This window comes from Streptomyces himastatinicus ATCC 53653, from assembly GCF_000158915.1.
Lineage (GTDB): Bacteria > Actinomycetota > Actinomycetes > Streptomycetales > Streptomycetaceae > Streptomyces > Streptomyces himastatinicus.
Genome location: NZ_GG657754.1, coordinates 751,745 through 778,194, shown reverse-complemented (window position 1 = coordinate 778,194; position 26,450 = coordinate 751,745). Strand labels below are relative to the sequence as shown.

The 26,450-nt window shown below is 69.4% G+C and carries 7 protein-coding genes and 3 pseudogenes; all 10 read left to right on the top strand.

Annotated features, from left to right (window positions below; translation table 11 throughout):
• Window positions 1-633 precede the first annotated feature (633 nt).
• Complete coding sequence (locus SSOG_RS02575; protein WP_009712643.1) at window positions 634-3,468, top strand: ATP-binding protein; 2,835 nt, start codon at window positions 634-636, stop codon at window positions 3,466-3,468.
• Between the two features lie 295 nt (window positions 3,469-3,763).
• A complete protein-coding gene (locus SSOG_RS02570) occupies window positions 3,764-6,349 on the top strand; it encodes a helix-turn-helix transcriptional regulator (protein ID WP_009712642.1) in 2,586 nt (861 codons plus the stop codon).
• Between the two features lie 3 nt (window positions 6,350-6,352).
• Window positions 6,353-9,154 carry an AAA family ATPase gene (locus SSOG_RS02565; protein ID WP_009712641.1) on the top strand — a complete coding sequence of 934 codons (2,802 nt, stop codon included), beginning with the start codon at window positions 6,353-6,355 and terminating at the stop codon, window positions 9,152-9,154.
• 546 nt (window positions 9,155-9,700) lie between these two features.
• Window positions 9,701-10,375 (top strand): helix-turn-helix transcriptional regulator, encoded by a 675-nt coding sequence (locus tag SSOG_RS02560; RefSeq protein WP_234365566.1) that lies wholly within the window; start codon window positions 9,701-9,703, stop codon window positions 10,373-10,375.
• A gap of 74 nt (window positions 10,376-10,449) precedes the next feature.
• On the top strand, window positions 10,450-13,179 hold the full coding sequence (locus SSOG_RS02555; RefSeq protein ID WP_039936383.1) for a helix-turn-helix transcriptional regulator: 2,730 nt from the start codon (window positions 10,450-10,452) through the stop codon (window positions 13,177-13,179).
• Window positions 13,180-13,492: 313 nt separating this feature from the next.
• Window positions 13,493-13,543, top strand: a pseudogene (locus SSOG_RS58285) (polyketide synthase docking domain-containing protein); the annotation flags it as partial.
• A 69-nt stretch (window positions 13,544-13,612) separates the two neighbouring features.
• Window positions 13,613-18,667: pseudogene (locus tag SSOG_RS58280) on the top strand (type I polyketide synthase); the annotation flags it as partial.
• Between the two features lie 150 nt (window positions 18,668-18,817).
• Window positions 18,818-20,443, top strand: a pseudogene (locus SSOG_RS58275) (type I polyketide synthase); the annotation flags it as partial.
• Window positions 20,444-20,522: 79 nt separating this feature from the next.
• Window positions 20,523-25,613, top strand: a complete 5,091-nt coding sequence (locus SSOG_RS58270) for an SDR family NAD(P)-dependent oxidoreductase (protein WP_425385405.1) — start codon at window positions 20,523-20,525, stop codon at window positions 25,611-25,613.
• 37 nt (window positions 25,614-25,650) lie between these two features.
• Window positions 25,651-26,450: acyltransferase domain-containing protein (locus SSOG_RS58265; protein WP_425385404.1), on the top strand; the 800-nt coding region annotated here is incomplete at its 3' end.

The window sequence follows — 26,450 nt, the reverse complement described above, 5'->3', positions numbered from 1 at the left end:
TTCAAGCGCCTCTACGCTTTCCTCATGGAGATCGCCACCCGGCGTGTCCACGTCCTGGGCGTCACCGCCCGTCCCACCGGCGCATGGGGGTCACCCAACTCGCCCGCAACCTGATCACGGACCTCGGCAACAGGGCCGGGTGCTTCCACATCCTCATCCGCGACCGGGACAGCAAGTTCACCGACGTGTTCGACGCCGTCTTCGCCGGCAATGGCGCAGCCGTCATCCCGACCCCACCGCAAAGCCCCCGGTCAAACGCGTTCGCCGAACGATGTGGGACGGACCCACCGCAGCCTCGGCCTACGAGCACCGGACGACGACCCGAAGGTCATCCCTCTGTCTGCTGCCCCGGTCAGGCGCCACCAGGTACTTGGCGGACAGCTCAACGAGTACCACAACCTGCCACCCCGGATGCCTCAGCATCCACAGGAGACGCCCAGCTCAGCAGCCTGATCGGAATATTGACACCCTTCAGGCCTCCCTCCCGTGTGACGAGGGATATCGAGTGGGCGGGTCCACGCGCCCTGCACGAAGCGGTACGATCGCGGCCTACTGATCATCCATGCGGCGGCCAAAGTGTTTTCGGCCGCTTGAGGACGCCCAACCGCCGTCGCCGGAGCAAGAGGAGTTACGGTGGTCGCGCGCAGTGGTCCGCAGTCCGAACCGGCCACGGAACTGGCCGGCCGCGACTGGGAACGGTCTCTCCTGGTCGAGCGTGCACGCGGTGCGTCGCTCGGCGCGGGACAGGCAGTCCTGTTGCGCGGCCCGGCGGGCATCGGCAAGACCAAGCTCCTCTCCGTCGCGCTCGACGAGCTCACTCCCGTCGCCCGGACGGTGTTGACCGTCAAATGCCCGGAGAGTGGTTCGGCCGCCTACGAAACGGTGCGTGGCCTGTTTGAGCCGTTGCGCCTCACCGAGGACGGAGCCGAAAGCTCGCCACTGCTCAGCGGGAGCGCCCGGCTCGCTCTGCCCGCCCTGCTTCCCGACCGCACGGACGAGACCGGTCCCACCGACACGTACTCGGTCATGCACGGCCTGCACTGGCTCACCGCCGGGCTCAGCGCCGACGGCTTGGTGGTGCTGGCGATCGACGACGTCCAGTGGTGCGACGAGGCGTCCCTGCGTTGGCTGGGTTTCCTGCTGCGCCGCGCGGAGGATCTGCCGCTCTTGGTGCTGATGACCCAGCGCACCGGCCACGAGCGGTCCCGGCCCGAGGTGCTCGACGAGATCAGCGACCCCCTCAGCTGCCTGGTCGTCGACCTGCCGCCGCTGACCACCGAGGCCGTCGGCGAAATGCTGCACCGGGCCTTCGACCGTGAACTCGACGCGGCGTTCTCCGCCAAATGCGCTGAGATCACCGGTGGTAATCCGTTCCTGGTACAGCGGGTGGTCAGCCGCCTGCGCGGTGACGAGCTCTCGCCCGGTGCCGAGCAGACGGCTCTGCTCGACGAGCTCGGATGGGATGTCGTCGCGCGCTCTCTGCTGGACCGGCTCCCCAGGGACGCGTACGCGGTCGCCACGGCCATCGCGGTGCTGGGCGGTGAGACCATCGAGACGATCGCGGCATTGGCCGGGACACAGCCGGGCCCGGCGGGCGCGGCGGTGGAGATCCTGCGCGCCAACGATCTGCTGCTCGGCGACGGCCTCGACTACGCGCACGATCTGATCCGGAGCGCGGTGCTCGACACCACGTCGGCGGACGAGCGGGTGGCACTGCGCGAGCGGGCCGCCAGGCTGCTCAACGACTCCGGCCGCCCGGCCGAGGAGGTCGCGGTCCAGCTGATGCTGCTGCCTGGCGACCCGGCGCCCTGGATGGTCGGAGTGCTGCTGACGGCCGCGGAGAGCGCGGAGCACCGGGGAGCGCCCGCCGCGGCCGCGCATTACCTCTCGCAGGCGCTGAAGCACGACCCGGACGACGTGACCTTGCTGGCCGCGTTGGCCAGGGTGCTCGGGCAGACCGAGCCCACAAGGGCGCTGGAGTATCTGGAGCACGCGCTGGGCCTGGTACACGATCCGCGCACCCGAGCACCGCTCGTGGTGCAGTACGCCCTGACCTCGTTGGAAGTGCAGAACTCCCTGCGGGCCTTCGAGTTGGTGGACGAGGTGATCGACGCGATCGACGCCGAGGACGGTGCGGAAAACACCCCGGCGGACCGCGCGCTGCGCACGCTCGTCGAGTTCGCGTATCTGATTTCCGGCCTCGACGAGAAATCCACCGTGCGCAGAGTGGGGCGGCGATTTCGCGACTACGTACCACCGCAGGGGGACACCGCAGAGGAGCGACAGCTGCTGGGCATGCTGTCCTCGCTCGGCACCTTCCAGGGCAGGCCCGCCACCGAGGTCGCGGCCCAAGCGGAGAAAGTCCTGCGCATCGGCGATGTCGCACCGGGCGGATGGGCGGTGCTGGGCGCCAGCCTCTCGCTCTACCTCGCCGACCAGATCGATCCCGCGCTGGACGCGCTCACCGCCCTGATCGAGCACGCGCAGCGCACCGGTGAGGCGTGGACGCACACGCTCGGCAGGAGTACCCGTGCCGAGGTCTACCACTGGGCGGGCAACGTGAGTGAGGCGCTTTCCGACGCGCAACTGTCTTTCGACGTCGTGCTCCAGGAGTCCTGGGCCCCGAACGTGGTGATGCCACAGACCGCGCTCGCCTCGGCGCTGATCCGCCGGGGGGAGCCCGCGCGGGCGCTGGAGGTGCTCGACCTCATCACTCGGCCGCGGCTTGACCGATTCACTCTGGAATACCACTGGTACGTGATGGCGCGGGCGCGGGGCCGGGCGGCACTGGGTGACCTGGAAGGCGCCCTCACCTACTTTTACCGGTGCGCCGACAGCCTGGCCGAGGGGGACATCAGCAACCCCGTGCTGGCGCCGTGGTGGTTCGACGCGGCGGACGTGCTCGCCGAACTCGGCCGCCCCCACGAAGGACTGGATCTCATCGAACGGGTGGAGGAATCGGTGCACCGCTGGGGCACCACGCGGGCCCTGGGCATGTTGAGGATGGCCCGTGGGGTGCTGACCGCGGGCGACGCCGGCATCGACCTGCTCACCGACGCGGTCCACACGCTCGCGGATTCGCCCGGCAGGTGGGAGCAGGCCAGGGCCGAGTATCTGCTGGGCCGCAGGCTGTACCGCAGGGGTGACGGCGAGGGCGCGCGCGAGCGGCTGCGCCGGTCGATCGACCTGGCCGTGCTGTGCGGGGACCAGCTACAGCTCAACCAGTCGCTGCCCGCGCTGAGCGAGGCGGGCGGCAGGTTGCGCCGCAGCACCGCCTCGCCCGCCGACACACTGAGCGGCAGCGAGCGCCGAGTCGCCCAGCAGGCCATCGCGGGGGCGACCAACCGGGAGATCGCCGAGTCGCTGTTCCTCACTCAACGGACCGTTGAGTTCCACCTCACGAGTGTGTACCGCAAGCTCGGCATCCGGGGCAGGCAGGACCTCGCCCGCGTTCTGCGGAAGACATAAGGGCCATTCTGATAACGGTTTGCAATATGAGGCGCCCTCATTTCGGTGTCCTTGTGTGGAATGAGCCTCCATCCATGCGCGTAGAGATTGTCATAACCTCAAGGAAAGCTCAGCGTTACTCGCACGATGCTGCACCGTCACCAACGCAGTTGTAATCTCCGGTGTATTGACTTCATTAAGGATCGATGGTGCGAGTGATGCGAGAGGCGTACATGCGGAATTATCACGCACGGTTCAACGTCGCAGCACTCTCCGCTCCTGGCCATGCCGCGGTGACACAACCCGGGCACGAGTCATGATGAGGCCCGCGCCTTCTCTCGCCGGGGACGAATTCGTAGGCCGCCAAAGTGCCCTGACCGTGCTGGAGGAGCTGATCGGGACGCTCGAGGCCGGCGGGTCGGGCATGGCGTGCGTGACCGGTCCGCTCGGGGTGGGACGCAGCGCGGTGCTGCACCGGGCGGTGGACCGGGCACGCGCTCTCGGGTCTGCCGTCGGCTTCGCGCGCTGCTCGCCGGTCGAGTCGCGGGTCCCCTACGCCGCGGTGACCCAGCTGTTCGCCGGGCTCCGCCCACCGTCACGGATGGTCGAACTGGCCACCGTCTGTATGGGTAACGGCCACTTCGCCGCCTCGGTGCCGCTGCTGTGCGACGAGTTCCTGGCGCTCGCCGCCGACCGTCCGCTGCTGCTCGCCGTGGACGACGTGCAATGGGCCGACACATGGTCGCTGCGCTGGTTCGCGGCGATGGCCCGCCGCGCACACCACGCCCCGGTCCTGCTGATCGGCTCCACCTACGGTCCGCTCTCCCGTCTTCTCGGCGAGGACTACCGCCTGGCCGACGCGGGTCTCGCCGCGATGCGGGAGATCCCGCTGGCCTCCTTGTCCGCGGCCAACTCCCGGCAGATGCTGGAGACACTGACGGGGCGTGAGATCGGCGCGAAAGTGGCCGCCGTCGCGGCCGATATGACGAGCGGCCGCCCGGCCATGCTGCGCGGCGTCGCGGACTACTTCACCGCCCGGAACCTGCCGCTGGACGCCGAGCGGATTCCGCAGCTGATCGAGGCATCCTGGACCGCGTGGTCCGTACGGGCCAACCGCGCCATGGTGAGCATGCCCGCCGACGCGCTCGCCCTGCTGCGGGTACTGGCCGCCGTCGGCAGCAACTTCGAATTCGAGATCGCCGGATCTCTGGCCGGACTGCGTGCCGCCAGACTGGACGGCGCGCTCGACACCCTCCTCGGCGCGGGGCTGGTGATCGACCCCGACGCACCCCGGGTGCCCTGTGCTCGTCTCGCCGCCGAGATACGTGCGGCAATGACCGCCCCCGAGCGCGAAAACCTCTACCTGCGAGCGGCGGAGTTGGCCCGGAAAGTCGGGGCCGGGGCCGACACGGTCGCCGATCTCCTGGGCAACGCGCCGACTTCCGGCCTGCCCTGGGCCGGGAAGACCCTGGCCGAAGCGTCCGTGTACCGCATGCGGCGGGGCAGAACGGACGCTGCGGCTGCGGCGCTGCGCCGCGCACTGCGGGAGCCGATGAACGACGCCGACCGGGCGCACCTGCTCACGCGGCTCGCCTCGATCGAGGTCGTGCACTCGCCACAGGCCAGTGACGGACGGCTCCGGCACGTTCTCGTACGCTACGCGAACAGCGACGCGTGGCCCTCCGTGGTCCGGGCAGCCGACTTGCTGCTCAGCCGCGGTGACGTCGAGACGGCACGGCGGGTGATCTCCGAACTGCACGAAACGTCGGCCGGTTCGGTGTCCCAGGACGAACTGTCCCCGCTGAGCGCGCTGGGCTGGCTCGCGGGGGAGGAAGCCGGCACGGACCCGGAGATCCCGGTCGCCCCGCTGCCCGCTCCGGCCCGTCGCCCGGCCGACCCGGCCCAGGCCGGGGCGCTCGCCTGGCAGCTGGCCAGGTTGGCAGAGGAACGCGACCGGGCGCGGAAGCTGGGCCTGGCCGCGCTCGGCGCGTCGAGCGAAGTGCCGTCGATGTGCCGGATCGCGGCCTCCTGCGCGCTGCTGTGCGCCGACGACGTCGCCATGGGCATGGACGGTCTGGACGCCGTGGTGGCCGACGCACGCAGACGGGGCGCCCGGGCGACCGCCGCGCGGGCGCTGCTCCACCGGGCGGGCGCTGCGCTGCGCCTCCACCGCCCCGACGAGGGACTTCGGGACCTGGCCACCGCGACGCGGGAACTACCGCTGGAATCCTGGCATCCGGCGCTGGCAGCGAGGCATGTGGCGAGCGAGATCATGGCCCAGATCCGCTGCGGGAGGCTGGACCGGGCGCGGCGACTGGCGGCCCGCCCGCTCCCTCACACCGCCGACCAGGGCATCGGCTGGGCTTTCCTGCTCTATGCCAAGGCGGAGCTCGGCCTGGTCACCGGCGAACCCGAAGGCGCTCTGGTGCTCTTGGAAGAGTGCGGCCGGCTGTTGTGCGCGCGGCGTTGGAAGAATCCCATGGTTCTGCCCTGGCGCTGCACGGCCGCGGTGGCCCACCAGATGCTCGACGCTCCGCAGACCGCGGCCCGGCTGCGCGCGGAGGAGCATGCCGTACTGGACCGCTGGGGCACCGGCGACGCCGTCGGCCGGATGTGCGGCCAGACAGTGGAGATGCTGGCCGAGCTCGGCGTCGAACTCCCACGCCCCCCGGTCCCGGAACAGGTGAACGTACCGGCATCCTCACTCGCCGGGCTGTCCCAGCCCGAGCGTGATGTCGCGCGGCTCGTCGTCGGGGGGCTTGCCAACCGCGAGATCGCCGACGAACTCCAGGTCGCCACGCGGACCGTGGAGCTGCGGCTGACCAAGATCTATCGCAAGCTCGGGGCCAAGGGCAGAGCCGAACTGGTGGCCCACCTGGCCCCCACGGGCCGGAGCGGCTGAGTCATGCTGCTGGAGCGCGAACCCGAACTGACGGTCCTGCGCAAGGCCGTACTCGAGGTGGAGTCCGGTGGGGGCGCACTGCTGCTGATCGACGGTGAGGCCGGAGCCGGCACGACGGCGCTCCTGCGCGAGCTGGTGCGACTCGGCGAGGACGCCGGCGCGCACGTGCTGCGCTGCGGCGGTGCGCAAAGCGAGCGTCAATTCCCGCTCGGAGTCGTACGTCAACTGGTGCTGCCCCTGCTCGCGGCGCGGGACCACCTGGTCCCCGACGCGTCCCGGGCGATGCTCGGCGTGGTGTCCGGTGCGGTCGGCAGGAACCCGGGCGACGAGCTCGGCACCGATACGCTCGCCTCCGTGCTGCACGGCCTGCACACGGCACTCACCGGTCTCAGCGCCGGCCGCACGGTGGTTGTCGCGGTCGACGACCTGCACTGGGTGGACGAGGCATCGCTGCGCGCGCTGGCCTTCCTGGCCGCGCGACTGGACGGCACGCGGGTGCTCATCGGCGTGGTGCTGCAGGACGGAGGGAGCTCGCGTGACCCGCTCGTCCGGGAGATCGCGGACGCGGCGACCTACCGACTGCGCGCGGAAGCGCTTTCCGAGCAGGCTGCGGCTCGGCTGATGGCGGACCGGTTCGGCGCCGGATACGACAGCGAGTTCGCCGCCGCTTGCCACGACCTCACCAGCGGCAGCCCGAAGGAGCTCCGTGTGCTGCTCGACCGCGCCCAGGCGCAGCGGCTGCGCGGCAGGGCGGTGGAAGTGGAGCGCGTACGCGAACTCGGCAGGTCGTTCCGGCGGGAGAGGCTGCTGCGCCTGCTGCGGCGCGACCGTGTCGTCCACACCTTCGCGAAGGCGCTGGTGGTGCTGGCGGACCAGGCCACCGAAGACCTGGTCGTACGGCTGAGCGGGCTGAGCCGGGACGAGTGCGCCGCCGCACGGTCGGTGCTGTGGAAGGCCCGGCTGCTCAGCGGATCCGGCCGGCTCGCGGTGCACGACCCCGTGCTGACCCGGGTTGTCATGGAATCTCTGGGAGCGGAGGAGAGCTCGCGCCTGCACCGGGCCGCGGCGGCTTTGCTGGACGAGTACGGAGCCGGGCCGGAGGAGATCGCCGTGCAGCTGCTGCACGTTGACACGGTGCGCGACGCTTGGGAGGTCGACCAGCTCAGAGCCGCGGCGGTGGCCGCGCGCAGGCGGGGCGCGCCGGACGCGGCCGCCCGCTACCTGCGCCGGGCGCTGCTGGATCTGCCCATGGCCGGTCGCGAGCGGGCCGATCTGCTGGTCGAGCTGGCCGCCGTCGAATGGGACACCGACCCGGCCTCGGCGGTCCGGCACATCGAACAGGCCGCGCGCCTGATGCCGGATCACCGCAGGCGCGCCGAGGTGGTGTCCCGGACCCCGCTGCACATGGTGGGCTGCGACCGGCGGCTCGCCGACCTCGTCCGTGAGGTCTCTGCCCGGTTCGGTGATCCCGGCGCGCTGAGCGGTTACGACAGGGAGCTGGCCCTTCGACTGGAGGCGCGCTCGCGCTATGCGGCCATCCAGGATCCCGAAGCGCTGGCGTCGGCCGGCGACCGGCTGGTGGAACTCGGTGGTGACGCCGCACTGGGCAGCGGCGCCGAACGTGAACTGTGCGTGGTACTGATGCGGGCCGCGACGCTGAACGGGCAGGTCGGCGCCCGGCCCATCGTACGGATGGCCCGGCAGGTCCTCGACCACGAACCGACCCACTCCGCGCCGATGAGCGCGGCCCTGCAGATCCTGCCGTGGATGCTGCTTGTCGCCGATGCCGGGGATGTCGCCTCGTCATGGCTCGATGCCGCGCTGGCCCACGCCCAGCGGCAGACCAAGCCGGCGCTCGCCGCCCTGATCGAGGCGCAGCGCGGCCTCGTCCTGCTCGGCCGCGGGGACATCGTCGTGGCTCGGGAATGTGCGCTGCGCGGGCTGGAGCTGGCGGACCGGGACAAGCCGGAAACGATGCTGGTGCCGGCCATCGCGGTCGGCACGCTCGCGCTCGAGCTGCAAGACGACACGCTGGCCGAGCGGGTACTGGAGATCGCCGGATCGGACACGGACCTGCGGATGTTCATGATGCGGCGGTGTCTGAGGGGCAGGCTGGCGGCGGCCCGTGGGGACCTGCCCGCGGCGCTGGCGCAGTTCATCGACTGTGGCCGTGTGCTCGACCGGGCCGGGTGGGTCGGGTCGGCGGTGTCGATGTGGCAGGTCTCGGCCGCGCTGCTGCACCACCGGCTGGGGCGGCGCCAAGAGGCGATCGAACTGGCCGAGGAGAACCACCGGCGCGCGCTGGCGTGGGGCGCGCCGACCGCAATCGGCCGCGCGCTGCACACACGGGGCGCCGTGATCGATGGCCCGAAGGGGATCGAGCTGCTGCGGCAGGCGGTGGACGTGCTGCACGATGCGGGAAGCCCACTCGAACTCTCTCGGACCCTGGTCACCCTCGGGAAGCGTTTGCAGAGTGCCGCGCCGGCGGAGGGCGATCAGTTGCTCGTCCGGGGGCGCCGGCTGGCCGAGCAGTCGCAGACATTCAGCGTGGGGGAGCATGCCGGCGGGTTGGTCAGAGGCGTCACGCCCGCCTCGGCTCCGGTCGCCAGGTCCGTACTGACCCGTGGTGAGGCCACGGTGGCCGAACTCGCCGCGCGTGGTCGCAGCAACCAGGAGATCGCTGCCGAACTGGAGATCAGCAGACGCGCGGTGGAGAAGCATCTCACCAACTCCTACCGCAAGCTGGGTATCGAGGGACGCTCCGCGCTCGTCTCGGCACTCGGAGTTCATGGCCACGGCGAATGAGTGCTGTGTGGCGGAAGCATTACTCCGGCATGCGGCTTTGAATCCGGACCTGCTCGCTTGAGGGCAACCCTCGTTTTGTCCGTTTACACGTGTTATTTTCTGTGCGAGGTGACTTCTCGCATAATCCTCCGGTTGTTTCTGGGTGTGCGTGCAGGGGAATATCGGATGCTGGTGACGCGATGACCCAGCGGATGCCCGATTGCATGTTGGATCATGCCCGATCATGTGGGTGGCCGCCTCGGGTTCACCTTGTTGTTGAAGCGTGAACCTTCGCGCGCCCTGGGTGATCAAGGTCATATCTTCGCAGCTCAGGAGTGATGTCGTCGCACCGAACCGTGCCGTACCGAACCGTGTGGTGCGGGGTCCACAGTCTTAAGCAAATCAACTTCCAATCAACTCAAAGCGCTTGACTTTTTTCTTTTACGTATGGACGATTACTTATCCGGGAAGCGCTCGACGGGGGTCGAACACGGGGATTAAGTCGCTTCCGGATAATCGACCCATGCTGAGAGAAATGGCCGAAATCTCGTGAGTGACTCTGGCCTCGTGTCCAAAGAGATTATCTCCGCTGAAACGCAGGATCGGTGCTCGGAGCAGTATCGCGAAATTTACTTGTCCCTGTTCGAGCAGTCCGGGATGTGTATAGCGAATCTCGACCTAGAATTTCGCGTCCTGGAGGCAAATCGCTTGTTCGCCCAGCAGTTCGGGTGCGGTTCTGGGCATGTGCGTGGGCGCAACATTTGCGACTTCTTGCACCCCAGTGTGCAGGGCAAAATGAAGAACGAATTTATTCGCCTGGCTGATGGTCAGAATCCGCGCTTCGCCGATCAGATCGTCGCGATGGGTGCCGAGGAGTCGCTCTTCCTGGGCGAGATGACCGGTATCGCGGTGCGCGGGACCGCGGGCAGGGTCGGCACGATCATGGTGTTGGTGAAACCGCAGGAATCCGAGACCGGCCCGCAGATGGTCACCGGCCGCCGGAAGCTGTTCAGCCCGGTGCACGCCCGGATCCTCGAGGGCGTGGCCGCGGGCGAGTCGACGGTGCAACTGGCGGCGAAGCTGTTCCTCAGCCGTGGCGGCGTCGAATACCACGTCGCCTCCCTGTTGCGGAAGCTCAAGGTCACCAACCGGCCCGCGCTGATCTCGAAGGGCTACTCCATGGGCGTCTTCGCCGTGGGGCAGTGGCCGCCGCGCGTGCGCCCGGAATACGTCTCCTCCTGATTCCTCCGCCTGCGGTGCCGGGGGCACCGGATAACCGAACAGGACGGACTGTGTTGACCGAACAGGACGGGACTGTGTTGTTTGAACGTACGCGGGAACTCGCCGTCATCCGGCGGTGCCTCGATGGCGCCCGCGACGGGCGGGGTGAACTCGTTACCGTATCGGGCCCGTTCGGCTCCGGACGCTCGGCGCTGCTGGGCGAACTCGCCAGGCGGACCTCTCCATCCGAGGCGCTCGTCCTGCGAGCCGAGGGCGCCCGCTCCGAAAGCGACGTCCCGTTCGGAGTCGCCCGGCGTGCGCTCCACGGCTTGCATCCGGATGCCGCACCGCCGGCCGGCGCCACGGAGGAGAGCGAGGCGCTCCGCCTGCGCGACGTACTGCTCGGCCTGGCCGACGCCATGCCGGTGCTGTTACTCATCGACGACCTGCGCTGGGTCGACGCCGACTCCCTGCGCTGGCTGTCGCTGATCGGTGAGAAACTCGCCGACGCGCCGGTCGTGATCGTGGCCGTGGCGCCGCATTCGGCCGATTCGGCGGCGCATTCGCCGCTGCTGAAGGAATTCCTCGCCGCCGCCACGGAACGCGTGGCTCTCCGGCCACTGTCACCGGACGGAATGTCCGCCATGGCCGGAGAATTCCTCGGTGAGCCGGAGAGCGCGCTCATTCGGGCCTGCGCCGAGGTGTCCGGCGGCAGGCCGCTGTTCCTCGCCGCCCTGCTGCAGGAGCTCCGCCGCACCCGGTGGCCTCCCCGGCCGGACGATGTACGGGCGCTGCGCCCCGCCGCGATCGGCACACAGGCCGTGCGCGCCCTGGCCGAACTGCCTCGTGCGGAACGCGAGATTGCCACAGCGCTCGCGGTCGTCGGTCCGCGGACCGACAGCGGGCTGCTGTTCACCATGGCGGAACTCACCGCCGAGGACGGCACGGCCGCCCTCGGCGCGCTGAAGTCGGTGGGACTGCTCGACTCCGACCCGGTGCCCCGCTTCGCTCACGACGCCATCGGCGAGGCCGTCGCACACTCCCTTGACACGGCCGCCATGCCCTGGCATGCCAGGGCCGCGCAGACCCTGCACGCGGCGGGCAGGCCGCCCGAAGAGGTGGCCGGGCATGTGCTGGCCGCGGGTGACCCGCCCGGCGGCTGGCAGATCGAGGTGCTGCGGGAGGCCGCGCGCACGGCATTGGCGAACAAAAACCCCGACCTCGCGTGGAAGTACCTGCTGCGGGCGCTGCTCGGCTCCCCCCAGCACAGCGGCGGCCGCGCCGAACTGCTCGTGGACCTGGCCGGAGCAGAGCTGGCCTCTGACCCCGTCAGTTCGTTGCGGCGCCTGATGCAGGCGCTGCCGGGGCTGGCGACACCGGCACGGCGAGCCCGCGAGCTCGTCAGGATCCCCGTACTGGCCTGCGAGCTGCCGCCCTCCGGGCTCACCACCCAACTGGCCGATGCGGCCGCCGAGCTGGGTGACCCCGCGCTGCTGGAGGGCTCGGCTCGCGAGACCGCGCTCGCACTCGACGCGCGCCTGCGCGTCACGCACCTCAGACACGTCCGGTGGTTCACGGAGACGGTCCGCGCCTTCCGGCTCGAAGGTATCCCCCGGGACGTACGCAGCGCCCCCGCCCGGGACCGGGCCGCCGTGCTCTCCTACGCCGGTATGCTCGCCGGGAAGGACTCCGGCGCGGTGGCCGCGCTGGCCCGCCACGTGGTGCTCGCCGAGCCGCCGGCCGCGGAGGATCTGCGCACGGCTGTGCCGTTGGCGGTACGGGCCATGCTCGCAGCCGACCTGTTCGACCAAGTCGACATCTGGCTCGCCTCGATGGCCATGGCGACCCTCCGGGCCAATGGCGGGGGGAAGCCGGACACGCTGTTCGCGGACGCGGAACGGGCATTCGCCCTGGCGCGACGTGGTCGGCATACGGACGCGGCGCTCATGGCCGCACGTACGCTGGAACGCGCCGACGCCGAATTCGCCCCGGTGACGGGACGCTGCTGCGAGGCACTGGCGCTGGTCATCGCGGGCGGGGACCCGCCCGCCGCGGCGGGCGACGCACTCGCCCGGTATCGCGCACAGGACAACGCACTGCTCGCCCCCTGGCTCGGCCACGTGGTCGACGGGATGCTCGCGTTGCTTGCCGGTGACACCGCCGTCGCGCTGGACCACATACTGGAAGCCGGGCGCGAACACGAACTCATGGGCTGGACGAATCCCGCCGTGCTGCCCTGGCGCTCGTGGGCCGCGCAGATGCAGTACCGGCTCGGCCGCCAGGACCTCGCGCACGACCTCATCGCCCGCGAGTACGAACAGGCGGTGGTGTGGGGCGCCCCCAGCGTGGTCGGCCGTACGTTGCGTGTCTGGGCCGACGTCACCAAAGGCGAGAAGGGCATCGAGCTGGCGCTGCGCGCGGTGGACGGCCTCGATGTCTCCACCGACCGGATGGCAATGGTCAAGGCACACCTGCTGCTCGGAGTCCAGTTGTTCGCCCCCAGCCATGCCACCACCGCCGAGCACCTCCCCCGGAACGAGCAGCTGCCACAGTCCACCGAGACCGACCGCGCAGGCGATCGGCCGGACAGCCGGCGGACGGCTGCGGTCGACGCGGCGCTCACTCCGAGCGAGCGCCGGGTCGCCTTGCTGGTGGCGGCCGGGAAGAGCAACCAGAACATCGCCACCGAGCTTCGGATCAGCCTGCGCGCGGTGGAGAAACACCTGACGAAGGTGTACCGCAAGCTCGGTGTCGCGGGCCGCACTCAGCTCATGGAGATAGTTCCTCCCATCGGCCGGGAGAACGAGGACGGCATGGCCGTCTGAGGCGTTACTAAGGTTTTTCCCGTCGCCCCCGCACGAGACTCCTCGCATGTCAGCTGGAGCAAGAGGGTTGGACAAGCCGCCCGCGTCGTGGCGGCCGGGTTCCGCGACTCGGCCCAGCCGGGACCGGGCCCGCCGGTGAACCTTCGGGAGCCCCCGTACGGACGTCCGCGCCCCGGTCGTCCTACCGCCCGACCTGCCGCCGTGCGGAAGCCCTGAGGGCTCCGCCGAGCGGAAGGATCCGCACACCGACCACCTCTTGTCCGCTGCCGTCGTTGATTCCGGCTGCGGCCAGCCGCTGTCGAGATGAGTTGAGATGGACAACGAACAGAGGCTCAGGGACTACCTCAAGCGGGCCACCGCCGACCTGCGGCAGACCCGGCAGCGGGTGCACGAGTTGGAGGCGTCGGCCCAGGAGCCGATCGCGATCATCGGCATGTCCTGTCGTTACCCGGGCGGGGTGTCGAATCCGGAGGACCTGTGGCGCTTGGTCGCCGACGGCAAACACGGCATCGGGGCCTTTCCCACCGACCGTGGCTGGGACACCGAAGCGCTCGCCTCCTCGTCCACCACATCCGGCGGCTTCCTCTACGATGCGACCGATTTCGACGCGGACTTCTTCGGCATCTCGCCCCGCGAGGCGGTCGCCATGGACCCGCAGCAGCGCGTGCTGCTGGAGTCGGCCTGGGAGGCCATCGAGCAGGCCGGCGTGGACCCGACAGCCCTCCGGGGCAGCGAGACCGGCGTGTTCATGGGCGCCATGACCCAGGACTACCACCTCGGCGCGGACGAAGGCGCACACGGCTTCCAGCTCACCGGAAACACGGGCAGCGTGTTGTCCGGCCGGATCGCCTACACCTTCGGCCTGACCGGCCCGGCGCTGACCGTGGACACCGCCTGTTCGTCGTCCCTCGTCGCCTTGCACCTGGCCGACCAGGCACTGCGGGCGGGAGAGTGCTCGCTGGCCCTGGCCGGTGGTGTGACCGTCATGTCCAGCCCGTCGACCTTCGTCGAATTCAGCCGCCAGGGTGGACTGTCCCCCGACGGGCTGTGCCGGTCGTTCGCCGAATCCGCCGACGGCACCGGTTGGGCCGAGGGCATCGGCGTACTGGTGCTGGAACGACTGTCCGACGCCGAGCGCAACGGACACCCCGTCCTGGCGTTGGTTCGCGGCAGCGCGGTCAACCAGGATGGCGCTTCCAACGGCCTGACCGCACCCAACGGCCCGTCCCAGCAGCGGGTGATCCAGCAGGCATTGATCAACGCCCGCTTGTCGGCCCACCAGATCGACGCCGTCGAGGCACACGGTACGGCCACGACCCTGGGCGATCCGGTCGAGGCGCAGGCACTGCTGGCGACGTACGGCCGAAACCGTGACGAGAACCGTCCGCTGCTGCTGGGCTCCATCAAGTCGAACCTCAGCCACACCCAGGCGGCCGCAGGTGTCGCCGGTGTGATCAAGATGGTCATGGCGATGCGGCACGGCACCGTACCGCGCACCCTGCACGTGGACACTCCGTCCTCCCACGTGGACTGGTCCCAGGGCGCGGTGCGCCTGGCCACCGAGAACATCGCATGGCCGGGGACGGGAGAACCGCGTCGGGCGGCCGTCTCGTCATTCGGGATCAGCGGCACCAACGCGCACGTGATCATCGAACAGGCACCGGACTCGCAGTCGGAATCGGAGGCGGCACGGGCGGTGGCGCCGACCGTCCTTCCGAACGCGGTGCCAGTGGTGCTGTCCGGACGTACGCGCGACGCCCTGCGGGCACAGGCCGCACGGCTGCTGGCCTCCTTGGGCGCCGACGCCGCCACGGATGGCGATGTCGCAACCTGGGCCGACGCCGGACACGGCGTCCTCGACACCGCCTTCTCCCTGGCCACATCCCGGTCGGCTTTCGCGCACCGAGCGGCATTCGTCGCATCCGACCGCGACGAGATCATCGCCGGGCTGACCGCTCTGGCCACGGACCAGTCGACGCCCGGGCTCGTCCGCGGCGCCGAGTGGGGAGCGGAGCGGGGCGCCGGCAAGTCGGCGTTCCTGTTCAGTGGCCAGGGGGCGCAGCGTATCGGGATGGGACGGGAGCTGTACGCCCGCTTCCCGGTGTTCGCCGAGACTCTGGACGCGGCACTCGCGGAACTGGACACCCACCTCGATCGCCCCGTACGAGAGACGATGTGGGGCGACGACGCCGAGGCGCTCGACCGGACCGGGGCTGCGCAGCCCGCGCTGTTCGCGGTCGAGGTGGCGCTGTTCCGGCTCGTCGAGTCGTGGGGCGTGACACCGGACTACGTGGGCGGGCACTCGATCGGCGAGGTGGCGGCCGCCCACGTCGCGGGCGTGCTGTCGCTCGAGGACGCGTGCCGATTGGTGGCGGCGCGGGCTCGGCTGATGCAGGAGCTGCCCTCCGGCGGGGCGATGGTGGCGGTGCAGGCCACCGAGGATGAGGTCGTGCCACTGCTGGCCGACCGGGTATCGGTCGCGGCGGTGAACGGGCCGTCGTCGGTGGTGCTCGCCGGGGCCGAAGACGCCGTCGCCGAGACGGCCGCAAGGCTGGCGGAGCAGGGGCGGAAGTCGAACCGGCTGCGGGTCTCGCACGCGTTCCATTCGGCGCTGATGGAGCCGATGGTGGAGGACTTCCGTGCTGTGGTGGCCGGTCTGGAGTTCCACGACCCGACTGTTCCCGTGGTATCGAATCTCACGGGTGCGGTGGCCGCGGCCGGCGAACTGTGTTCGCCGGAGTACTGGGTGCGGCATGTGCGGGAGACCGTACGGTTCGCCGATGGCGTCCGGGCGCTGTGCGCCGAGGGCGTACGGACCTTCGTGGAGCTGGGCCCGGACGGCGTGCTGTCGGCGCTGGCACGGGAGTCGGTGCCCGAGGAGGCCGTGGTGGTGCCGGTGCTGCGTAAGGACCGTCCGGAGGAGGCGGCTGCAGTCGCGGCGCTGGTGCGGCTCCACGTGACCGGTGTGGGCGTGGACTGGCGGGCGTTCTTCGCGGGCACGGGCGCCCAGCGAGTCGCGCTGCCTACGTACGCGTTTCAGCGGCAGCGGTTCTGGCCTGCGGCTGTGGCTGTTCCGGGCGATGTGCGGGCTGCCGGCCTGGTCTCGGCTGAGCATCCGTTGCTGGGTGCGGCGGTGTCGTTGGCCGACTCGGACGGTGTGGTGTTCGCCGGTCGCCTGTCGTTGGCCTCGCATCCGTGGCTGGCTGATCACGTGGTGATGGGTCGCGTTCTGGTGCCGGGTACGGCGTTCGTGGAGTTGGCGATCCGGGCCGGTGACGAGGTCGGGTGTGGCCGCGTCGAGGAGCTGACGCTTGCCGCACCTTTGGTGTTGCCGGAGCGGGGCGGGGTGCAGATCCAGGTGTTCGTCGGTGCCCCTGACGACACCGGTCGCCGGTCGGTGAAGGTCTTCTCACGGGAGGATGGCTCGGACGAGCTGCCGTGGGCCCAGCATGCGGTGGGCGTCCTTGCTGCGGCGGACGAGCTGCCCGGCGTTGGGTTCGATGCCGCGGTGTGGCCGCCGGTGGGCGCCGAGCCGGTCGAGCTGGACGGCTTTTATGAGAACCGGGCCGAGTCCGGCTTCGAGTACGGCCCGGTGTTCCAGGGTTTGCGGGCGGTGTGGCGGCTGGGCGCGGAGCTCTTCGTCGAGGTGGCTTTGGACGAGGGCGCCACGGTCAGTGGGTTCGGGGTGCATCCCGCGCTGCTGGACGCTGTGCTGCACGCCGCGGTGTTGACCGATGGAGAAGCGGATGGTGGTGTGCCGTTTGCTTGGGAGGGTGTGTCGTTGTTCGCCTCCGGGGCGACGACGGTGCGGGCGCGGCTGTCGTGTGGCGAGCGGGGGGCGGTGTCCATCGCGGTCGCGGATGTGGTGGGTCGTCCTGTGGCGTCCGTCGCGTCGTTGGTCACGCGTCCTCTTGCTGCTGATGAGCTGGCGGTCGGTGGTGGCCGGACGGTCGGCCGGGATTCGTTGTTCCGGGTGGAGTGGGCTCCGGTGGCTGAGGGGACGGACGCCGGGCCGTCGGTGGTTGCGGTGGTCGGCCCGGACGGCGGTCTGAGTGGCGGGCTGCGGGATGCGGGGATCTCGGTAGTGGGGTGCGCGGATCTGGCCGCGTTGGCTGTGGCTGAGGCCCCGATGCCGGATGTGGTGTTGGCCGAGGTCGCTACGGAGCGGCCCGGTGACGGGGTGGTGGATTCCGCCCACGCCACGGTGGCGCAGACCCTGGGCCTTGTCCAGAGGTGGCTGGAGGGGGAGCGGTTCGCGGGGTCTCGTCTGGTCGTGGTGACGCGTGGTGCTGTCGGTGATCTGGCGGTGGCGTCGGTGCGGGGTTTGCTGCGGTCGGCGCAGTCGGAGCATCCGGACCGGATCACGCTGCTGGATCTCGGTGACGGTGCTGTGTCGGGGGCGGTGTTGTCGCGGGCGTTGGCGCAGTCCGAGCCGGAGTTGGCGGTTCGGGAGGGGCGGTTGGCGGTGCCGCGGTTGGCGCGTGTGGGTGTGCCCGACGCTGTGGCGCGGGTGTGGGATGGGCCGGGCAGCGTGTTGGTCACGGGTGGTACGGGTGGTTTGGGTGCGGTGGTGGCGCGGCATTTGGTGGCCGAGCGTGGTGTGCGGGATCTGCTGCTGGTGTCCCGGCGTGGGATGGCGTCGCCGGGTGCTGAGGATCTGGTCGCGGAGTTGGTGGAGTCGGGCGCGCGGGTTGAGGTGGTGGCGTGTGATGTGGCTGATCGGGATGCTCTGGCGGGGGTGCTGGCCGGGCGGGAGGTTTCGGCTGTGGTGCATGCGGCCGGTGTGCTCGATGACGGTTTGATGGGTGCGTTGACTCCGGGGCGTGTTGATGCGGTGTTGCGTCCGAAGGTGGATGCGGCGTGGCATCTGCATGAGCTGACGCGGGACTTGGACCTGTCTGCGTTCGTGGTGTTCTCTTCCGCGGCGGGGACGTTCGGCAGTGCGGGGCAGGGGAGTTACGCGGCGGGGAATGCGTTCCTGGATGCGTTGGTGGAGTATCGGCGTGGTCTTGGGTTGCCGGGTGTGTCGTTGGCGTGGGGGCCGTGGGATCAGTCTGACGGCATGGTCGGTGAGCTGAGCGCTGCCGATCGGGAGCGGATGCACCGCTCGGGGTTCCCGCCGTTGTCTGTCGAGCAGGGTGTGGCGCTGTTCGATGCTGCGGTGGGTGCTGGGGAGCCGGTGGTGTTGCCGGTGCGGCTGGATCTGTCGGCGCTGCGGGCTCGTGGTGAGGTGTCGCCGCTGTTGCGCGGACTGATCCGTACGCCCTTCCGCCGCGCCGCCGTTACCGGGCTGGCGCAGCGGCTCAGCGGGCTGGGTGAGGTCGAGCAGGGGGAGGTGCTGCTGGATCTGGTGCGCAGTCAGGTGGCCATGGTGCTGGGGCATCAGGGTGTTGCGGCGATCGATCCTGGACGGTCGTTCCGTGATTTGGGCTTTGATTCGTTGATGGCGGTGGAGCTGCGTAATGGGTTGGGTGCGGCGACGGGGTTGCGGCTTCCGGCGACGCTGGTGTTCGACTATCCGACCGCGCAGGCACTCGTGGAGCATCTGTTTGATGAGTTGTTGGGGTCGGATACGGGTGTGTCGGCGCCGGTGGGTGTGTTGCCGTCGGTGGCGGATGATCCGGTGGTGATCGTGGGGATGGCCTGCCGGTATCCGGGTGGGGTGTCGTCTCCGGATGATCTGTGGCGGCTGGTGTCCGGTGGGGTGGATGCGGTTGGTGAGGTTCCTGTGGATCGGGGGTGGGATCTGGAGCTGTCGGCGCGTGCGGGTGGGTTCTTGCACGATGCGGGTGCGTTCGATGCGGCGTTTTTCGGGATGAGTCCGCGTGAGGCGTTGGCGACTGATGCGCAGCAGCGGTTGTTGTTGGAGACGGTGTGGGAGGCCGTTGAGCGTGCCGGTGTGGATCCGGTGTCGTTGCGGGGGAGCCGGACTGGTGTGTTCGCCGGGGTGATGTATGGCGATTACGGGACGTTGTTGTCGGGGCGGGAGTTCGATGGGTTGCGGGGGAGTGGTAGTGCGCCGAGTGTGGCGTCGGGTCGGGTGTCGTACACGCTTGGGTTTGAGGGTCCGACGGTGACGGTTGATACGGCGTGTTCGTCGTCGTTGGTGGCGTTGCATCTGGCGGCGCAGGCGTTGCGTGCGGGTGAGTGTTCGTTGGCGTTGGCCGGTGGTGTGACGGTGATGTCGACGCCGACGACGTTTGTGGAGTTCTCGCGGCAGGGTGGGCTGTCTCCTGACGGGCGGTGCAAGGCGTTCTCGGACTCGGCTGATGGTGTGGGCTGGGGTGAGGGTGTCGGCATGCTGGTGCTGGAGCGGCTGTCCGACGCCCAGCGCAACGGGCACTCCGTGCTGGCGGTGCTGCGGGGTAGTGCGGTGAATCAGGATGGTGCGTCGAATGGGTTGACTGCGCCGAATGGTCCGTCCCAGCAGCGGGTGATCCGGCAGGCGCTGGCCAGTGGCGGGCTGTCCCCGGTGGATGTCGATGCGGTGGAGGCGCACGGAACGGGGACGACGCTCGGTGACCCGATCGAGGCGCAGGCGTTGCTGGCCACGTATGGGCAGGACCGGGACCGTCCGTTGTTGTTGGGGTCGGTGAAGTCGAATATTGGTCATACGCAGGCTGCGGCGGGTGTCGCGGGTGTGATCAAGACGGTGATGGCGATGCGGTATGGGGTGCTGCCGCGCACGCTGCATGCTGAGGTGCCGTCGTCGCATGTGGACTGGACGGTTGGTGCTGTCGAGCTGGTGGCGGACAATACTGTGTGGCCGGAGGTGGGTCGTGCGCGTCGGGCGGGTGTGTCGTCGTTCGGGATCAGCGGCACGAATGCGCATGTGATTCTTGAGGCTGCGCCTGTGGTCGAGCTGCCGGTCGGGGAGTCGGAGCCGGTGGTGGTGCCGGGTGTGGTGCCGTGGGTGGTGTCGGCGAAGACCGAGGCCGCGCTGGACGCGCAGGTGGATCAGATCGCGTCTTTCGCAGGCAGCGCCGGGGCAGTGGACATCGGTTTCTCGCTGGCTGTCGGGCGGTCGGTGTTTGAGCATCGGGCGGTGTTGGTGGCCTCTGGGGAGGGTGTGGTTGAGGCTGCTCGGGGTGTGGTTGGTCATGGTTCGTTGGCTGTGGTGTTCTCGGGGCAGGGTGCGCAGCGGTTGGGTATGGGTCGGGAGTTGTATGGCCGGTTCCCGGTGTTCGCAAAGGCGCTGGATGCCGTACTTGCGCACCTTGGTGACTCGGTGCGCGGGGTGATGTGGGGCGAGGACGTCGAGGCCCTGAACCGTACCGGCTCGGCCCAGCCTGCCCTGTTCGCGGTTGAGGTGGCGTTGTTCCGGGCTGGTGGAGTCCTTTGGGGTGCGGCCGGACTTCGTGGGTGGGCATTCGATCGGCGAGGTCGCGGCCGCGCATGTGGCGGGTGTGCTGTCGTTGGAGGACGCGTGTCGGCTGGTGTCGGCGCGGGCTCGGTTGATGCAGGCGCTGCCGCCCGGTGGGGCGATGGTGGCCGTCGAGGCGACCGAGGACGAGGTCCGGCCGTTGCTGTCCGAGCGGGTGTCGATCGCGGCGGTGAACGGGCCGTCGTCGGTGGTGATCTCCGGCGATGAGGGCGCGGTGCTGGAGGTTGCGGCACGGTTCGAGGCCGAGGGACGGCGTACGAGCAGGCTCGCGGTGAGTCACGCGTTCCACTCGCCGCTGATGCATGCGATGCTGGATGATTTCCGGGCCGTTGTGGAGGGGCTGGAGTTCGGTGAGCCGGTGATTCCGGTGGTGTCGAATCTGACCGGTGCCCTCGCTGCGGCGGGGGAGTTGTGTTCGGCGGAGTACTGGGTGCGGCATGTGCGGGAGACCGTGCGGTTTGCCGATGGTGTTCGGGCGTTGGCCGGGGCCGGGGTGGGTACGTTCGTGGAGCTGGGCCCGGATGGTGTGCTCTCGGCCCTGGTCCGGGAGTCGGCACCGGACGTAGCCGAGGTTGTTCCTGCTCTTCGTAAGGATCGTGGCGAAGAACTGGCTTTGGCGACCGGTCTGGCTCGTCTGCACGTGACCGGCGTGGGCGTGGACTGGCGGGCGTTCTTCACGGGTACCGGTGCGCGCCGGGTCGAGCTGCCTACCTACGCTTTCCAGCGGCAGCGGTATTGGCCTGCGGCTGTGGCTGTTCCGGGCGATGTGCGGGCTGCCGGTCTGGTCTCGGCTGAGCATCCGTTGCTGGGTGCGGCGGTGTCGTTGGCCGATTCGGATGGTGTGGTGTTCTCCGGTCGCCTGTCGGCGGGCTCGCATCCGTGGCTGGCCGATCACGTGGTGATGGGTCGCGTTCTGGTGCCGGGTACGGCGTTCGTGGAGTTGGCGATCCGGGCCGGTGACGAGGTCGGGTGTGACCGCGTCGAGGAGCTGACCCTGTCCGCGCCATTGGTTCTGCCGGAGCGCGGCGCTACGCAGATCCAGGTGCGGGTGGGGGCCGCCGATGATGACGGGCAACGCGCTCTCACCGTTCACGGGCGGCCCGAGCATGCGGTGGACGCGCCCTGGACCCAGCACGCGTCGGGTGTGCTGGCCGCGAGTGGAATCGACCGGGTGGACATCGGCTTCGACGCGGCTGTATGGCCGCCGCACGGCGCCGAACCGGTTGATGTCAGCGACCGCTACGAGCGGCTTGCGGAGATGGGTTTCGACTACGGGCCGGTGTTCCGAGGTCTTCGGGCGGTGTGGCGGCGCGGTGATGTGGTGTTTGCCGAAGTTGGACTGCCGGAGGAGGTTGAAGCCGGCGAGTTCGGCCTCCATCCAGCTCTGCTGGACGCGGTATTCCAGGCGGCGGGGTCGGCGGGATCTGGCAACGACAATCCGGACCTGGAGAGTACGGCGCTGCCCTTCTCCTGGGACGGCGTGTCGCTCTACGCCTCCGGTGCCACGATCGTGCGGGCGCGGCTGTCGCGCACCGGCCAGGGGGCGGTCTCGGTCGCGATCGCGGACACCGACGGTGTGCTCCTCGCTTCCATCGATTCCCTCGCTACTCGCCCGATAGCCCCAGGACAGCTGGGCGACCCAGCTTCCGGGGCGGGTAGTGACTCGCTGTTCCGTATCGACTGGGCTCCCCTGCCGTCCGGGTCAGTTGAGACCGGAGTCGCTGCGGTTGCGGTGGTTGGCGCGGAAGAGGCCTTGGCCCCCGCGCTTCGGGACGCGGGTACCGAGGTCCGGGTGTATGCGGATCTGGCGGCTCTGTCCGCAGCGGATGGGTCGGTGCCGGACGTTGTGCTGGCTGCGCTGCCCGGTGCGCGGTCCCGGAACGAGGTGGTGGACACTGTCCACGCGAGTGCTGCTTCCGCCCTGGAGCTGGTGCAGGACTGGCTGGTGGAGGAGCGCCTCACCCGGTCCCGGTTGGTGATGGTGACCCAGGGTGCGGTCACCGCGCGTAACGCCGACGACCTGGCGGTGGCGTCGGTGTGGGGTTTGGTGCGGTCGGCGCAGTCGGAGCATCCGGATCGGATCACACTGCTGGACCTTGATGACGGGTCTGTGTCGGGGGCGGTGTTGTCGCGGGCGTTGGCGCAACCCGAGCCGGAGTTGACGGTGCGGCAGGGGCGAGTCCTGGTCCCCCGGCTGACGCGGATGCCCGTTCCAGAGTTGCGTGCGGCGTCATGGGAGCCGCGCGGCACGGTGTTGATCACGGGTGGTACCGGGGGGCTGGGTGCGGTGGTGGCCCGGCACCTGGCGGCCGAGCACGGCGTACGGGACCTGCTCCTGCTGTCCCGGCGTGGGATGGCTTCGCCGGGTGCTGAGGCCCTGGTCGCCGAACTCGCCGGACTGGGTGCCCGCGCCGAGGTGGTGGCGTGTGATGTGGCTGATCGTGAGGCGCTGGCGAAGGTGCTGGGCGGACATGAGGTATCCGCGGTGGTGCACAGCGCCGGGATGCTGGACGACGGCGTCATTGGTGCCTTGACTCCGGAGCGCGTTGACGCGGTGTTGCGTCCGAAGGCGGATGCGGCGTGGCATCTGCATGAGCTGACGCGGGACTTGGACTTGTCTGCGTTCGTGGTGTTCTCTTCCGCGGCGGGGACGTTCGGCAGTGCGGGTCAGGGGAGTTACGCGGCGGGGAATGCGTTCTTGGACGCGTTGGTGCGGTACCGGCGTGATCGGGGGTTGCCGGGTGTGTCGTTGGCCTGGGGCGCGTGGGATCAGTCTGACGGCATGGTCGGTGAGCTGAGCGCTGCCGATCGGGAGCGGATGCACCGCTCGGGATTCCCGCCGTTGTCTGTCGAGCAGGGTGTGGCGCTGTTCGATGCTGCGGTGGGTGCTGGGGAGCCGGTGGTGTTGCCGGTGCGGGTGGATCTTTCGGTGCTGCGGGCTCGTGGTGAGGTGTCGCCGCTGTTGCGCGGTCTGATCCGTACGCCCTTCCGCCGTGCCGCCGTTACCGGGCTGGCGCAGCGGCTCAGCGGGCTGGGTGAGGTCGAGCAGGGGGAGGTGCTGCTGGATCTGGTGCGCAGTCAGGTGGCCATGGTGCTGGGGCATCAGGGTGTTGCGGCGATCGATCCTGGACGGTCGTTCCGTGATTTGGGCTTTGATTCGTTGATGGCGGTGGAGCTGCGTAATGGGTTGGGTGCGGCGACGGGGTTGCGGCTTCCGGCGACGCTGGTCTTCGACTACCCGACCGCGCAGGCCCTCGCGGACCATCTGTTTGATGAGTTGCTGGGGTCGGATACGGGTGTGTCGGTGCCGGTGGGTGTGTTGCCGTCGGTGGCGGATGATCCGGTGGTGATCGTGGGGATGGCTTGCCGGTATCCGGGTGGGGTGTCGTCTCCGGATGATCTGTGGCGGCTGGTGTCCGGTGGGGTGGATGCCGTCGGTGACTTCCCTGTTGACCGGGGTTGGGACCTGGGCAGGCTCTACCATCCGGATCCGGATCATCTGGGGACGTCGTCGGCGCGTGCGGGTGGGTTCCTGCACGATGCGGGCGCGTTCGATGCGGCGTTTTTCGGGATGAGTCCGCGTGAGGCGTTGGCGACTGATGCGCAGCAGCGGTTGTTGCTGGAGACGGTATGGGAGGCCGTTGAGCGTGCCGGTGTGGATCCGGTGTCGTTGCGGGGCAGCCGGACCGGGGTGTTCGCCGGGGTGATGTACAACGACTACGCCTCGTTGCTGGGTGGTCAGGAGTTTGAGGGGTTCCGGGGTAACGCGAGTGCGCCGAGTGTGGCGTCGGGCCGGGTGTCGTACACGCTCGGGCTTGAGGGTCCGACGGTGACGGTTGATACGGCGTGTTCGTCGTCGTTGGTGGCGATGCATCTGGCGGCGCAGGCGTTGCGTGCGGGTGAGTGTTCGCTGGCGTTGGCCGGTGGTGTGACGGTGATGTCGACGCCGACGACGTTTGTGGAGTTCTCGCGGCAGGGTGGGCTGTCTCCTGATGGCCGGTGCAAGGCGTTCTCGGACTCGGCTGATGGTGTGGGCTGGGGTGAGGGTGTCGGCATGCTGGTGCTGGAGCGGTTGTCCGACGCCCGCAGGAATGGGCACTCGGTACTCGCCGTGGTGCGGGGTAGTGCGGTGAATCAGGATGGTGCGTCGAATGGGTTGACTGCGCCGAATGGTCCGTCCCAGCAGCGGGTGATCCGGCAGGCGCTGGCCAGTGGCGGTCTGTCCGCGGTGGATGTGGATGTTGTGGAGGCGCACGGAACGGGGACCACGCTCGGCGACCCGATCGAGGCGCAGGCGCTCCTGGCCACCTATGGGCAGGATCGGGACTCGGGGCGTCCGCTGCTGCTCGGCACGGTGAAGTCGAATATTGGTCATACGCAGGCTGCGGCGGGTGTCGCGGGTGTGATCAAGACGGTGATGGCGATGCGGTATGGGGTGTTGCCGCGCACGCTGCATGCTGAGGTGCCGTCGTCGCATGTGGACTGGACGGCCGGGGATGTTGAGCTGGTGGCGGACAACACTGTGTGGCCGGAGGTGGGTCGTGCGCGTCGGGCGGGTGTGTCGTCGTTCGGGATCAGCGGCACCAATGCGCATCTGATCCTGGAGCAGCCTTCAGAGCCTGGGGGGGGCCCCGAGCGGACTGAGGCCGAGGGCGAGACTGAGGTAGCTCGGGTCGGGATCGTGCCGTGGGTGGTGTCGGCGAAGACCGAGGCCGCGCTGGACGCGCAGGTGGATCAGATCACGTCTCTCGCGGGCAGCGCCGGGGCAGTGGACATCGGTTTCTCGCTGGCTGTCGGGCGGTCGGTGTTTGAGCATCGGGCGGTGTTGGTGGCCTCTGGGGAGGGTGTGGTTGAGGCTGCTCGGGGTGTGGTTGGTCATGGTTCGTTGGCTGTGGTGTTCTCGGGGCAGGGTGCGCAGCGGTTGGGTATGGGTCGGGAGTTGTATGGCCGGTTCCCGGTGTTCGCAAAGGCGCTGGATGCCGTACTTGCGCACCTTGGTGACTCGGTGCGCGGGGTGATGTGGGGGCGAGGACGTCGAGGCCCTGAATAGCACCGGGTCGGCTCAGCCCGCCCTGTTCGCCGTCGAGGTGGCGCTGTTCCGGCTCGTGGAGTCCTTTGGGGTGACTCCGGACTTCGTGGGTGGCCATTCGATCGGCGAGGTCGCTGCAGCGCATGTGGCGGGTGTCCTGTCGCTTGAGGACGCGTGTGCTTTGGTGTCCGCGCGGGCTCGGTTGATGCAGGCGTTGCCGCCCGGTGGGGCGATGGTGGCCGTCGAGGCGACCGAGGACGAGGTCTGGCCGTTGCTGTCCGATCAGGTGTCGATCGCGGCAGTCAACGGGCCCTCTTCGGTGGTGATCTCCGGTGCCGAGGATGCGGTGCTGGAGGTTGCGGGGTGGTTCGAGGCCGAGGGACGGCGTACGAGCAGGCTCGCGGTGAGTCACGCGTTCCACTCGCCGCTCATGTCTTCGATGCTGGATGATTTCCAGGCCGTTGCGGAGGGGCTGGAGTTCGGTGAGCCGGTGATTCCGGTGGTGTCGAATCTGACCGGTGCCCTCGCTACGGCGGGGGAGTTGTGTTCGGCGGAGTACTGGGTGCGGCATGTGCGGGAGACCGTGCGGTTCGCCGATGGCGTTCGGGCGTTGGCCGGGGCCGGGGTGGGGACGTTCTTGGAGCTGGGGCCGGATGGTGTGCTGTCGGCCCTGGTCCGGGAGTCGGCACCGGACGTAGCCGAGGTTGTTCCTGCTCTTCGTAAGGATCGTGGCGAAGAACTGGCTTTGGCGACCGGTCTGGCTCGTCTGCACGTGACCGGCGTGGGCGTGGACTGGCGGGCGTTCTTCACGGGTACCGGTGCGCGCCGGGTCGAGCTGCCTACCTACGCTTTCCAGCG